This window comes from Mesorhizobium sp. B2-5-3 (genome assembly GCF_006441005.1).
GTDB lineage: Bacteria > Pseudomonadota > Alphaproteobacteria > Rhizobiales > Rhizobiaceae > Mesorhizobium.
This window is the reverse complement of sequence record NZ_VFUS01000016.1, coordinates 52,261-65,011: the sequence shown is the minus strand read 5'-3', so window position 1 is coordinate 65,011 and position 12,751 is coordinate 52,261. Positions and strand designations below refer to the sequence as shown.

The 12,751-nt window shown below is 60.1% G+C and carries 15 protein-coding genes and 1 pseudogene; 7 read left to right on the top strand and 9 right to left on the bottom strand.

The window, feature by feature from the left end; translation table 11 throughout:
- Nucleotides 1–36 precede the first annotated feature (36 nt).
- From FJ867_RS26355 to FJ867_RS26345, 3 genes are all read right to left on the bottom strand, one after another.
- On the bottom strand, nt 37–1,050 hold the full coding sequence (locus tag FJ867_RS26355; protein WP_140818982.1) for a glycine betaine ABC transporter substrate-binding protein: 1,014 nt from the start codon (nt 1,048–1,050) through the stop codon (nt 37–39).
- Between the two features lie 120 nt (nt 1,051–1,170).
- Complete coding sequence (locus tag FJ867_RS26350) at nt 1,171–1,524, bottom strand: Rieske (2Fe-2S) protein (RefSeq protein ID WP_140500687.1); 354 nt, start codon at nt 1,522–1,524, stop codon at nt 1,171–1,173.
- A gap of 9 nt (nt 1,525–1,533) precedes the next feature.
- A complete protein-coding gene (locus tag FJ867_RS26345) occupies nt 1,534–2,616 on the bottom strand; it encodes an amidohydrolase family protein (protein ID WP_140558747.1) in 1,083 nt (360 codons plus the stop codon).
- Nucleotides 2,617–2,740: 124 nt separating this feature from the next.
- On the opposite strand from FJ867_RS26345, the gene FJ867_RS26340 reads away from it, so the two are divergent.
- The 3 genes and pseudogenes from FJ867_RS26340 to FJ867_RS29180 all read left to right on the top strand — a co-directional run.
- Entirely contained in the window at nt 2,741–3,598 is an 858-nt protein-coding gene (locus FJ867_RS26340; protein WP_140559947.1) for a LysR family transcriptional regulator, read from the top strand.
- 89 nt (nt 3,599–3,687) lie between these two features.
- Complete coding sequence (locus tag FJ867_RS26335) at nt 3,688–4,743, top strand: hybrid-cluster NAD(P)-dependent oxidoreductase (RefSeq protein WP_181168451.1); 1,056 nt, start codon at nt 3,688–3,690, stop codon at nt 4,741–4,743.
- 99 nt (nt 4,744–4,842) lie between these two features.
- Nucleotides 4,843–5,095: pseudogene (locus tag FJ867_RS29180) on the top strand (zinc-binding dehydrogenase); the annotation flags it as partial.
- Between the two features lie 68 nt (nt 5,096–5,163).
- Here the strand turns inward: FJ867_RS29180 and FJ867_RS26325 are convergent.
- The 4 genes from FJ867_RS26325 to FJ867_RS26310 are packed head-to-tail and all read right to left on the bottom strand — an operon-like array spanning nt 5,164 to nt 8,762.
- Nucleotides 5,164–7,182 (bottom strand): hydantoinase/oxoprolinase family protein, encoded by a 2,019-nt coding sequence (locus tag FJ867_RS26325; RefSeq protein ID WP_140818980.1) that lies wholly within the window; start codon nt 7,180–7,182, stop codon nt 5,164–5,166.
- A 5-nt stretch (nt 7,183–7,187) separates the two neighbouring features.
- Nucleotides 7,188–7,526, bottom strand: a complete 339-nt coding sequence (fdxA, locus tag FJ867_RS26320; protein ID WP_140525745.1) for a ferredoxin FdxA — start codon at nt 7,524–7,526, stop codon at nt 7,188–7,190.
- A 10-nt stretch (nt 7,527–7,536) separates the two neighbouring features.
- Nucleotides 7,537–8,229, bottom strand: a complete 693-nt coding sequence (locus FJ867_RS26315; RefSeq protein ID WP_210239603.1) for a CBS domain-containing protein — start codon at nt 8,227–8,229, stop codon at nt 7,537–7,539.
- 11 nt (nt 8,230–8,240) lie between these two features.
- The gene (locus tag FJ867_RS26310) at nt 8,241–8,762 is read right to left on the bottom strand and encodes a hypothetical protein (RefSeq protein ID WP_140525743.1); all 522 of its coding nucleotides are present in this window, start codon (nt 8,760–8,762) and stop codon (nt 8,241–8,243) included.
- A 167-nt stretch (nt 8,763–8,929) separates the two neighbouring features.
- Here FJ867_RS26310 and FJ867_RS26305 point away from each other — a divergent pair, with 167 nt between their 5' ends.
- From FJ867_RS26305 to FJ867_RS26290, 4 genes are all read left to right on the top strand, one after another.
- Nucleotides 8,930–9,382: a hypothetical protein gene (locus tag FJ867_RS26305; protein WP_246673078.1), complete on the top strand. Its 453-nt coding sequence runs from the start codon at nt 8,930–8,932 to the stop codon at nt 9,380–9,382.
- Between the two features lie 100 nt (nt 9,383–9,482).
- Nucleotides 9,483–9,689, top strand: coding sequence for a hypothetical protein (locus tag FJ867_RS26300; RefSeq protein WP_140500693.1), 207 nt, complete (start codon nt 9,483–9,485; stop codon nt 9,687–9,689).
- A 322-nt stretch (nt 9,690–10,011) separates the two neighbouring features.
- Nucleotides 10,012–10,476 carry a nucleoside diphosphate kinase regulator gene (gene rnk / locus FJ867_RS26295; protein ID WP_140560709.1) on the top strand — a complete coding sequence of 155 codons (465 nt, stop codon included), beginning with the start codon at nt 10,012–10,014 and terminating at the stop codon, nt 10,474–10,476.
- A 161-nt stretch (nt 10,477–10,637) separates the two neighbouring features.
- Complete coding sequence (locus tag FJ867_RS26290; protein ID WP_140818978.1) at nt 10,638–11,198, top strand: nucleoside-diphosphate kinase; 561 nt, start codon at nt 10,638–10,640, stop codon at nt 11,196–11,198.
- Between the two features lie 8 nt (nt 11,199–11,206).
- Here the strand turns inward: FJ867_RS26290 and FJ867_RS26285 are convergent, their stop codons facing one another.
- Nucleotides 11,207–11,752 carry a DUF488 domain-containing protein gene (locus FJ867_RS26285; RefSeq protein ID WP_140525740.1) on the bottom strand — a complete coding sequence of 182 codons (546 nt, stop codon included), beginning with the start codon at nt 11,750–11,752 and terminating at the stop codon, nt 11,207–11,209.
- Between the two features lie 71 nt (nt 11,753–11,823).
- Nucleotides 11,824–12,669 (bottom strand): LysR family transcriptional regulator, encoded by an 846-nt coding sequence (locus FJ867_RS26280; protein ID WP_140518333.1) that lies wholly within the window; start codon nt 12,667–12,669, stop codon nt 11,824–11,826.
- Nucleotides 12,670–12,751: the final 82 nt, after the last annotated feature.

The following is a 12,751-nucleotide window of genomic DNA, read 5'->3' as shown; positions in this document are numbered from 1 at the left end:
AGGCCGGTTCAGAGCCTGCAATGCCGGCCCTGGCCTTCAATGACCGAACCACTTCGCCACGTCGTCGGGGTGGGCTTTGATCCATTCCTTCGCCACATCGCCTGCCGGCTTCTTGTCGACGATGATTGCATAGGCCCATTTGCTGATGTCGTCCGGATTGAAAGTAATCCGATCCAAAGCGGCGGTCAGTTCCGGTTGCCGCTGGGCCAGCGAACCAGCATAGGCGATGTGCACGGTGGTGTCAGCATATGCCGACGACACTTTCGATTTTTCGAACCATTGAGGATCCTCGCTCGGCTGCAGCATCATGAACTTGGCTGGGTCGTGTTTCGGTTCGGTGAGAAAGGCAAGCTTGTAGCGGGCGAAATTCTGGTGTGGGCCGTAGCAGTAGCCGACCCATGGCTTGTCTGCCTTCGCGGCCCGGTCGAGCGATGCCGCGGCCACCGCTTCGTCGGTCACCTGGAGATCGAAGAAATCGGCGAATCCATAGTCGCGGGCCCGCACCTTTTCGATGTTTGTCGACTGCCAGCCTGACGCGCCGATCCAGATTTCCCCCTTGCCGTCGCCATTGGTATCGAAGATCTTGGCGTTGTCCGGATTGGTGAGATCCGCGACATCCTTGATGCCATATTTGTCGATCGTGACCTGGGTGACGCAGTAGCCTTGCTTGGCTTCGTAGCCGTTCTGCGCGAGTTTCACCGTGCCGGCGCTTTTGACATATTTGTCTACCAGGCCCTGCTGGTTCGGCAGCCAGACATCTGGCCAGATGTCGACCTCCCCTTTGTTGCGATCCATGGCTTCCCAAATGACTGGGACTGCGGTGGTGGTGACGGTGGAAACGTCGAGCCCAAGCTCCTGTTCGGCCGCGTTCTTGATGACGTTCATGACCGCCGTTGCGGTAGCATAGTTTGGATCCGGCATAGTCACGTCTGCACCGAACGCCGACGATACCGGCGCCAACAATAGAACGCCGAGAGATGGTGCAAGAAGTCGGTTTTTCATATCGTTCCCCAGTTGAGTTGCGCTGGTTTTTCTCAGCTTATTGGTCAAGTTAGCGAAACGTGCAGGCAATCCATCCCAAATTGTGCCGCATTAGCAAAAACGATGAAGCGCATAAGGCGGTCGTTGAGATTCCGATACCCGCTCTGTAGGCAGAGGGTGTCTCCATGCTCAGGCCGTCACGTATATGCTCCCTGCCTCGACGGAGACTGGGAACGTCCTCGCGCGAACGGACGGGTTGACCAATGCTGCGCCCGACCTGATGTCGAATTCCCACCCGTGCCAGGCACAGCGAACGATTTCATTCTCACGGTGATAGATGAATTCGGCTCGCTCGACGGGAGCAGTCGTTCCGCATTGCGGTCCCTCACAAAGGGGGGCCCCTCGATGCGGGCATACATTCAGCAGCGCATGGAAACTATCGCCGATCCGGAACACGCCGATCGACAGGCTGCGCACCTTGGCGATGAACGGCGTTCCGACCTGGATCTCGTCGGCGCGACAAATATACGTCTTCTCAGCCATGTCAGGTCGTCACGCTGCAGCAGCGGCTTGCGGGCGGGGAATGCGCTTGTAAACGTCCAGCGCATTCTGGCCGAGCACCTTGCGGCGCCATTCCGGCGGGATGTGCAAAGTGTTGACGTCATCGTAGTCCCAATGGGGGTAGTCGGACGCAAACAGCAGCGTGTGCTCCCCGTCCATGGCCTCCAGGATCGCCCAGAGGTGGTTGACATTCGAAGGCTGCTCCAGCGGTTGGGTGGAGAAACGTATGTTACGCCGGCAATATTCCGACGGCAGCATTTTCAGCCATGGCGTCTCTTTTCGCAGTGCTTTGTAGTCGGCATCCAGGCGCCACAGGACCGACGGGACCCAGGCGACGCCGCACTCGATGATCACGAAGTAGAGGTCCGGCCATTTCTCAAAAACGCCATGGGCAATCATGCTTGCCACATGCGACATGGCCGACATGTGCAGGATCGCATGGGTCTCCCAGAAGAAAGTGGTGGGCGCTGGCGCGACAGCGTTCCAGTTGATGCCGCCATGTCCACCAAGATGTATGGCGAACGGCAAACCGACCTCGGCACAGGCCTCGAAGATCGGGTGATAGAACGGGTCGCCATACGGCCGCACAGAGCCTTGGGAGGCCAGAACTTGCGCCATCCGGGGATGCGCGCCGAGGCGCCGGATCTCCGCCGCCGCAAGGCGCGGGTCTTGCGGTGCGATGATGATGGAGCCCATGAAGCGGCTGTCTTTCGGCAGCCATTCATTGATCTGGTAGTCGTTGTAGGCGCTTACCAGCGCGCTAGCGTAATAGGGATTTGCCAGTGTCGACGCTTCGATGGGCTCGTCGCCAGTTAGGATTGCCACTCCGACATTGTATTTATCGAGGTGCTTCTCCTTCATGATCAGGTAGTTGTCCGCCTCCACCTTCGGTCGCACATCCTTGCGGGAGAAATCCTGCGGATGAAACCAGGGGCGATGGCCGTGCGGAAAAGCGCCGACCGGGCCGGTCTTCTCGCCCTCGATGAACATGTCTTTCCAGACACCGGACAGGTAGGGCTCCAGCACCGTCGCGTTGGACCAATAGTTGTGGCAATCGCAATCGACTATGAACATTTTTCCCTCTTCCTTTGATGCGGCCGTCACAGACCGTGGCTTCTGCACCGAACTTCCGCTTTGATAGTGCACGGATCAAGCGTATGAACAGCTAGATACGATCGCAAAAATCGATGGCTCGCCTATGCAGTTGGAACAAATAGAGACGTTTCTCGACATCATTGAATCGCGAAACTTCAACCGGTCGGCGGAGCGCCTCGGACTGACGCAATCGACGGTCAGCACTCGTGTCAAGAACCTGGAGGCCGCCGTGGGGTCCGAACTCTTCCATCGCGGCCGCGCCGGTGCCGAGCCGACCGCGGCAGGGCGGCGGTTTGAGGTTTACGCGCGGTCAATGCTGTCGACCTGGTCCCAGGCCCGTCACGACGTGCGCGCCTTTAACAGATTCGAAGGCAGCCTTCGGGTCGCTGCCCAGGTTGGAATGACCCGCTCGATCCTGCCGGGTTGGTTGGAAATGCTGCTGCAAGTCTTGCCGCGGTCCTCGATCCATGTCGAATCCGACTACTCGCCGCAGATGATATCTGATCTGAGCCTGGGAAACCTCGATATTGCTGTTGTTTATGCTCCACGCTACCTGCCCGAGATCACATATGACCAACTGATGGTCGAGGAATATACAATGGTTTCGACCAAGGCACGCCGGCTTAGCGATGTAAGCCCGGACAATTACATCCGGCCGGGTTACACCGTTGCGCTCGAGAAGGCTCATGCCGAGGCGTTGCCAAATCTGACTGCGTGCCGGCTTTCGATGGGCTCCGAAACGCTGGCCGACAATATGCTGAGGCGCGCAGGCGGCACCTGCTACATGCGCGCCGACGATGCGCGTCGCTTCGCCGCCGAGCAACCCTCCCACATTGTGGAAGGTGCTCCAACTCTGCATCAGCCCGTCTACACCGCAATTCTCGCGCGACGCCGGCATGAGCCAAACATAAAGAAAGGCATTCGCGCGCTTCATCTTGCGGTCATGTCGCTGGAAGGTTGATCGATATTGTCGATCATAGATGCTTGAGGTTCCTCCTGTATCGAACGTAGGCCTGCTGGCATTCTTGGCCCCTTAATGGGAGCCAGATGATGAACGCCCTCGTTTCTTTCGCTCCCTCCTGCCGATCCGACCGCGTCAGCGGACGTCACACGCTGATCTGTCGCGGCATCGTTCAGGAGACGCACGACGTGAAGACCTTCGTCTTTTGTCCAAAGCGCGGGCAGGCCGGCCAGTTCAAAGCCGGGCAGTTTATCACTCTGAACCTCGTGATCGACGGCGCTCCGGCCGTCCGAACTTACTCGATCTCTTCGCCGCCAACCCGGGTGGGAGACCTCAGGATAACCGTCAAGCGCGTCCCCGGCGGCCTCGCTTCCAATTGGCTGCATGACAATCTCGAACAGGGAAGCGAAATAGAGATCGACGGCCCGTCCGGCAGCTTCAACTGGGATGACCTGCGGAGCGACCGGCCGCTTTTCCTCTCCGGCGGCAGCGGCATAACACCGGTGATGTCGATGCTGCGTACGCTCGCCGACAGTGGCTCCGACAAGGATGTCTGCTTCATTCATAGCGCACGCTCGCCGAAGGACATCATCTTCGGTGACGAGCTTGACAACCTGGCACGGGACCATCGCAATTTTCACGTCCATGTCGTCTGCGCCGAAGCTGTGCATAATTGGGCCGGTCCAACTGGATTGGTTGGTGAGTCCATGTTGCTGAAGTTTGCTCCCGACATTAGGGAGCGCACCGTTTATGCCTGTGGGCCCGAGCCTTACATGAACGCAGTCCGGAACGCCCTCAACAGCATCGGCTTGGATCCTGGTCGGTACCATGAGGAGAGCTTTGGCGGCCTGCTGAAGCCTGCACCGGTGTTGCAAACAGCCCAGGCCGCTTCCGTGCGTTTTGCTCGCACAGGTGTCACCCACCAATGCCGTTCGACACAGACCCTGCTCGAAATCGCTCGGAGCGTTGGTCTGTACCTGCCAAGCGCTTGCCAGCAAGGGATTTGTGGGACCTGTCGTGTGCTGAAGGTCAGCGGCGACGTGGAAATGGCTGATTTCGGCGGACTCAGCGCACAGGAGAAGGACGCCGGATATGTGCTCGCCTGCTGCACACATCCCATGGGAGCGGTGTCGATAGACTTGTAACTGCAGGCGCACACCGCGGCCGTGCAAATCACAAAGCAATTCAATACCGATATTGTCGTGGAAGGCACCGAACCGATGACCAATTCGCGTGAGAGATAAGACATAGGCAGCATCGATCTGGTGTTCGACGTCATCGGTGGCGACATCCAGAAGCGGTCTGCAGCCCTGATCCGGGGCGAGGTATGCTGGTGACCGTCGTCGGACCAGCCGAGGCGCAGCCCGCGGATGGGTTGGCGGTCGATTTCGTCGTCGAGTCCGGTCGTGGCCAGTTGAGCGAGATCGTCCAGCAGGTGCGGAACGGACGGCTGCGGACGAACATTGGCAAGGTCGCGATCTCGACGAGGCGATCGCCGCCTCAGGAAAAAATACTGTCAGAGCATTGTCACCCGACAACGCTTCACTCACAACAACGCGTGCATGTCACGACGCGATTCGTGGCCGCCCGGTGGCTGTCGCGACGACGATGGCTTCCACGAAACTGCGCTCGCCTTCGATTGTAGCAACTCTTATGTCGCGTGCGATCTCGATCCGAGCCTGATCGGCCCCGGCGCGCTCGGCAAGACCTGCCGCCAAGACTCGAATGTGGGCTTCGGCTGCGGCCATCGCCTCGTCCTCGGTGTCATAGTCGTCCAGCCGCTCGCCGGAATTGAGACGGAAAAGCCCGATCTCCGGTTGGCTGACACGCGCTTCCGCTGACATTCGCACCTGCCCAACCACGGCGCCCAACGCATTTGCGACATCGGCGTGTTCGGCAATGCTGCATTCATTGCCGATCAATTGCGGCAGCCCGGCAAAGTGCAGCGAAGCCGACGCCCCGAGGCCGATCACCGGCCGGTCGAGCGCGATCGACAGCCGCGCCATGCCGCCTCGCCCGCCAACCGCCCGCTGAACCAGCGGGTTGGCAACGGAGACGCCGCCCTCCAGCCCGTCCTCGGCAAATACCGATTCAAGAATTACTTCGGCAGAACGCCGGGTGACGGCGGCAAGAACCATCTCGGAAAACGCTTCTGCGCCTTTGGCGACACGATGCCCCTGGCCGTCGCGCTTGCGTGAGAACAATTCGGCGCCCAGTCGAGCCGCGACAGGATCCCAGTTCCCTTGCCGGCCGAGCACATGGGCTGCATCGGATGGCGTGAAGCCGACGATATGCACCAGGCCACGTGCGACGAGGCGATTGAGCGTCGCGACCTGTGACGTCGATACGAGCAACCGGTCGAGCGCGGCGGGAATTGCCGAAATGTCAGCATAGAGCCGCGTCTCGGTAACCGTCAGGCCTGCGGCTAGACGTTCGGGCACACCTGTGCGCAATGCGAAGCGGCCGTCCAGCCGGCTGGTGTTGGGACTGAGCAATTGCCGCTTGAGACCTTGGTATATGGCATCGCCATGTTTCACCGCAGCGAGCGCGAGCGGTACCAGCCGCCGGGGCCCGAGCACGATCGTCGAAGCCAACGACTGCTCATGAAGCGAAACTTCCGAATCCCCACCAAGGCCAAAGGTGCGCATGGCGACGGCTTCCACCATGGTTCGCATTCCGCCGACGGTGGCGCCTTCCGGATCGAGCCGCAGGCGGCCGCCGTCCAGAACTGCGATGTCGGTGGTGGTGCCGCCGATGTCGGACACCACCGCATCATCGATGCCGGTCATGTACCGCGCCCCCACCAGGCTTGCCGCTGGTCCTGACAGAATGGTCTCGATTGGCCGAGCGCGGGCGAATTCTGCGGTAATGAGCGCGCCGTCGCCGCGCACGACCATGAGCGGAGCGACGATCCCGCGTCTTGCCAGAAAGCTCTCGGTGGCGTCGACAAGGCGATCGATCATCGAGATCAACCGGGCGTTGAGAAGCGTGGTCAGCGCCCGACGCGGGCCGCCGAGTTTCGACGACAATTCATGCGAACAGGTCACCGGGAGCCCGGTGCGCTCGCGGATGACGTCACGTACCGCGATTTCGTGTTCGGGATTGCGAACGGCAAAATAGGAGGCCACGGCGACGCCTGAAACTGTGTCGGCGAGAAACGGCAGCGCAGCCACGAGAGCGTCGAGCACCAGCTCACGCGGATCTCCGTGGACGTCATGTCCGCCCGGGCAAAAGATCACGGGATCGGAGCCGAGGGCTTTTGACAATCCGTTCCGGGCAAGGTCGGCTTCAGTGAAGCCGATCATCACCAGCGCGACCCGCCCGCCCTGCCCTTCGACGAGGGCGTTGGTGGCCAGCGTGGTCGACATCGAGACGAGCTCGATCGCGCTGGGCTCGATGACTGCCTCGGACAAAACAGCGTCTGCGGCGCCGGCGATGCCCTCGGCAAGATCGTGTCGCGTGGTCAGCGACTTGGCCTTGGCCACGATGCCTGTGGATTCCGACCACAGCACGGCATCGGTGTACGTGCCGCCAGTGTCAATGCCCAGATAAAGTGGCGACGGCTGGTGCGCACATGCGTTCATTTTGATCAGTCACCCGACCCAGGTTCCGGCGAAAAATATTTCGCGAGCTTGTCCGCTTCGCCGTCGAACGCCTTGGCGTCGGCGGGTGGATCGCGCTTGATCGCAATATTGGGCCACACAAACGCATACTCGGCGTTCAGCGCGAGCCAATCGTCGAGACCAGGCTCGGTATCGGGAAAAATGGCCTTCGCCGGGCATTCCGGCTCGCAGACGCCGCAGTCGATGCATTCATCGGGATGGATGACGAGCATGTTCTCGCCTTCGTAGAAGCAGTCCACCGGGCAGACTTCCACGCAGTCCATGTATTTGCATTTGATGCAATTGTCGGTGACCACGAATGTCATTCGGTGGCCTTCAGACCAAGCCGTAGGTCATATCGAAGGGAATGCGATGGTCATCGATAGCCCGCACGCCAGCGGTGTTTTCAGCCAGGACGATCGAGGCTTTCCGCTCCTGCTCCGACAGATACGTTCCCCACAGGGTGACCACGCCGTTGTTCACGATCACGTCCGAAGTCGAGGGCCACGATTCGGATCGCAAGGCATCGACAATCTCCATCCTGATGCTGCTGTCGTCATGCAAGGCCGGAGCGCGCCACCCTTTCCTGGCAATGACCAGCGCTCGCACCAGATTAGCGCGACTGACGATCCCAACCACCTGCCCGTCGCGCAGCACTGGGACACGCTTGATCCGATTGTGCTCAAGCAGGATTGCGATCTCGGCGACTGGCGTACTCTCGACCACCGTCGCAACCTGCTGTGTCATGACGTCGATCACATGATCGGAATGAGATTTGACATAGTCTTCCGCCTGAACCGCGTTGTTGGTGAATAAATGAAGCCACCAGGAACGACCCTGCGGTGCTGTTCCGATCTCCGCCCGGCGGATCAGGTCTCCTTCACTGACGATGCCCAGCAGCGCACCTCGATCGATCACCGGCACGGCGCTGATCCCGTGCGACAGAAGAATATCGGCGACCTCGTCCACCGTACTGTCAGGCCCTACCGCGATGGCCGGCGACGTCATGACGTCCTTGGCGATCAGCATTTCGTTCTCCTTCACCGGCCTGCAGGCGGCAGTACCGGCGGCAAGGTCGTTCCAGAGCCTTGCCCGTTGCCAGCATGGAGATGGATCGCGCGACAAAACTCCCTTGCATGGAAAGCGTACGCTTCCAGATCGGCCGGATCGCCAGCGAACAGCCCCATGTCCTCGGCTTTGTGGAAGAACCAGGGAGCGGGCAAACCAGGATCGAGCGCGTTCACGGCAACGGCCGCAAGCAATGGCAGGCCTTCGTCCGCATCGTCGTCCATCAGTTGTTCGAGTGCACCCTGGATCACGCCTGTTGCTTGCGAACCAACCATGCTCTTGGCCAGTCTTGCATAGGTGATCGGCAGCCGGGTCCGTGCTTGCAGGAGCAGTTCCTCGCGCAGCCGGGTTTTGAGAGCATTGTCATCCACGGGTACGATTGGGATGCCGTCATCTGCGTCAGGGCGATTGGCAGATACCATTCGACCGACGACATGACGCCGAATGTCCGGGCCAGAAAGGATCCTGCCGAAATCGTGTTCAAGCCTGTCCATTATTGTCATTGCCGAGCCCAAGGTGCCCTTCGCGCGATATCGCCAAACAGTCCCCTAGCGTTGAGACCTGCTGGCTGGCACCCAATCTGTCGTTTCGCTACGCACGAGCTTCACTCATCCTTATCTGCAAGACAAACGAAATTTATTGCCGCTTCAGCACAATTATTTTGCATCATGATTCGATCGCGGTGAGGGGCGCAACCCTTTCCTTTTCGGATTCGATATGCATTTTTTACGGACGCGGCCGTCGCACTCCCAGCGTCCTGGGTTTCAGCAGGCGGCAATTCGCTCCCAAAGCGATCCAGAAGGAGATTTTGAGGATGATCACTGGTGCTCAATGCCGTGCCGCTCGCGCACTGGTCGAATGGACCCGTGAAAAGCTCGCCGGCAATTCAGGCGTGGATGCGCTGGTCATCGAAGAATTCGAGCGCCGGATCAACCTTCCTGACCGAGATATCTGCGACACGCTGCAAACCGCGCTTGAAAGCGCCGGCGCCGTTTTCATTGCCGAGAACGGCGGCGGTATTGGCGTTCGCCTGAAGCTCAACCGCTCGGAAGTCAAGCGGATCGGCGTTCTGGAGAATGAAGGCGGCATTGTCGGAACAGATGCCGTTCCATAAGCAAGACCTTCGGGGCCCAATGAATTCATGGTCGCAGCCCGTCGCTGGACAATCCAGGATCGGCATCGGCTTGATAGTGCACACAAGGGAGATGGCTCTCATGACAGTTATCTGGGACGATCTCACCAAGGAGGAGCAGACGGCACTCAAGCGAATGAACCGCGGACCCTACCCATCTCTATCGAAAGCCTTGGCCGAACGTCTTGTCTTTCTCGGGCTGGCTGAAGAAAGACCCAGCGGGACCGGGATAAACCGGGCCGGAAGAGAGCTGGTGATAAGAACGTTGCTTGGCGCCCGCTCTGACTAGTTTAGGATTGATACCCGCCAAACTGCACCGAGGTGGCTGACTTGACTTCCCGGATTGCTTCACCAACTATGGTCCTATGAACGCCGCAGTCAGAATTCGTCGCGATTTTCTTTTCCGGGTTTGCCCCATAGCGGGAATGTAGCCCCCGGCTCGGCTGCCATGCGCGCCCCGAGCCGAGGGGCGGTGTGTTTGCCCACACATGGGATGGTTCCGCAGGGCCTCAAGCCTCCGGAGCATCGGCGTTCCATCGAGATTTTCACGAATTGGCCCGATTCCGGCACCCTCCGTGGCGGCTGGTCCGAGCGGAAGCACGAGTATTCAAATGCAAGACAACACGAAAACGCGGCGCAAGCCGAACATCCGCATCTCACAGTCAGACCATGCGCGTCTGTCGGCGGTTGCGAGCACCGTGGCCGCGCGCAATCCGGAGGCCTCCGATGAACTGCTCGCCGAACTCGAGCGGGCACGTATAGTCGCCGATGGTTCGGTCTCCGCCGGCACCGTCCAGATGGGTTCGACGGTGACATTCAAGCCCGATACTGGCAATGCCAAGACAGTCACGCTGGTTTTTCCTGGCGACGCGGATATCTCCGAAGGCAAGGTTTCAGTCCTCACGCCGATCGGCACGGCCCTGATCGGCCTCTCGGCCGGACAGTCGATCATGTGGACAGCGCGCGATGGGCGCCGGCACAAACTGTCGGTGCTTGCCGTAGGCCAACCCGCTGCGGAAGGCGATGCAGTCGATCGGCGCGCACCAGCGTCTTCGGCGATCCCGGCAGACGCCTAGACATGGGCGTTTCCACCCGTCTCCTCAATCACGCAGGCAGCCTGATCGCGGGAGTGTGACCCCTGCGCCGGCCTGTTCTGGTCCGGCACAGGGGTAGCTTCCACATCCGATCAAATGCTTGACGCCGGAACCCTTTCACGGGTCCGTCTTGGAGACGCACCATGCCCACTATCGATAGCTGCCAACTGACCACCAAGGACTTCACGATTCTTGAAGTGATGCAAGAGCGCCATCCCCGCGGCGATGCCTTGTCCGTTGTCCTTCAACGGAAGATTTCGAGCGCAATTGTGATGTTTCGAGAAGACATTCCGCCAACGGTCGTGACGCTCAGCACCCGAGTGACCTATCGTGTAAACGACGGCCCTGCCGAGACCCGCATCGTCGCACATGACGAGATGCGCGGTCTGGTTGGCATGCTTTTGCCGATCACCAACCCGCGCGGCCTGGCGCTGCTTGGTCTGGCCGAAGGTCAGTCCATGTCCATTCCGACCGCGCAGGGCGGCCATGAAACGCTGACTGTGCATGAAGTGGTCTACCAGCCGGAAGCGGCAAGGCGGGAGAGATTGGAGCTGGCGGGGGATGCAGCGCCGGACCCGTGGCGACCGAACGGACCGGTTTTGCGCGTCGCCCCTCACTCTGATGAGTCACAACCCAACGCGGAAAACAGGGCCATGGCGGCTTTCAACGACGGGTTTGACGACCCGGGGCCGTCGGCCGCCTGAGGCCTCGACTACCCAGAACGCGGGGAAGGCGGGTAGACAAGCGTTCCGTCGAGCCTTGCCTCCACACCGTCGGTGAGCTTCGCAGGCTCGACCTTGTCATGGCCCATCAGATGAAAAACAGACTCGCCACGACTGATCAGATAGTCCGCGACGATTCTTCTGTGGCAACGCCACCAAAGCGTTTCCGAGCACATGATGGCGCACCGCTGCTGCCTGCCAAGGGACACAAGCCGCTCCAGGCCGCCATGAAACTCCGCCGACAGCGCGTAGTCGGCGTAGTTGTGAAAACTCTGGTTGATCCAGAATGCATTGAGCGTCGGTGGAATGGGGTGCGCCTTGCCGCGCAGGCCGCCAAGCTCGGCAATATGCTCATATCCGATCGCGAAATCCGCAAGGCTGTCCGGCAGCGTTTCGCTGTTGAATTGCGGATTCGCCCGCGATCGCCGGATGGTCCTTATGTCGACCACGAGGGTAATCTCGCCAACCCGCAACAGGGCGACGAATTCGGCGATCGACCGGGTCGAGTGACCGATGGTGTGGAACGGATAAGGCATGTTCGATCAATCCATGGCGGTGGATTTCTTTCCGGCCGCGTGATCAGTGATTTGGAACTGACAGAACGCGGTCATTTCACCACCTGCTTCAATCCACGTAGCGCCTCCTGTACGTCGGTTCGCGACGCGCTTGCATCCGGATAGACTGCATAGGCCGGATAGGTGAATTCCGGCGCGCCCTCCACGACCTCCAACTGCCCGGCCTCGATATGGGGCGCTGCCGCGCCCCTACGGAAATAGCCCATTCCGCCGGCGCGCAGGATGTAGCTCAGCCCAAGCGGACCAAGGCCGACCATCAATCCCGGCTCCCCGAAGGCAGAGGAACTGGCGCCATGTTGGGCCGCAAACAGCGGCCCCCAATCGACATAGACATAGTCCCTTGAGGCGTCCAACTCTGAGTCCCTGTCCGTGCTCCGAACCAAGACGAGCTGCTCCTCCACGAGGAGCTCCACCCTGAAGCCTGGCAGCAGCTTCGGCGCATAGAGCACCGCGATGTCGAGAACGCCAGTCCTGAGCTGCTCGAGGAGCTGGTCCGGCACGCCGACCTGGGCTTGGATGGCGATTTCCGGCCTGGCCTTCTTCATCCAGACCAGCCAATCGAGCAGTAGCGGGTTCCACAGGCTGAGCTCCCCGCCCAGGGCAACGACGCTTGTCCGTCCCGATGGGATGGCGAGCTGGTGGCGTGCTCGTTCCCAGATTTGCACGAATGATTGCGCGAACCGCTCGAACTCCCGGCCCGCCTGCGTCAACTGCGCACCATTGCGATTGCGGACAAAGAGCTGACGTCCGAGCTCTTCCTCCAACGTGCGTATCCGCGCGCTGACAGTGGTCTGGGTGACGTGGAGTCGGTCGGCAGCTCTCAGAAAGCTGCCGGAATGGACGATTTCCAAAAACGTGCGCGCGCGGTCGATGTCCATGCTGGTTCCCGATTAGTGCAATAATCTTGCATCAATACAGCATTTAATTCCGTTTGCCTTCCTGTTTTACGCAGCGCAACGT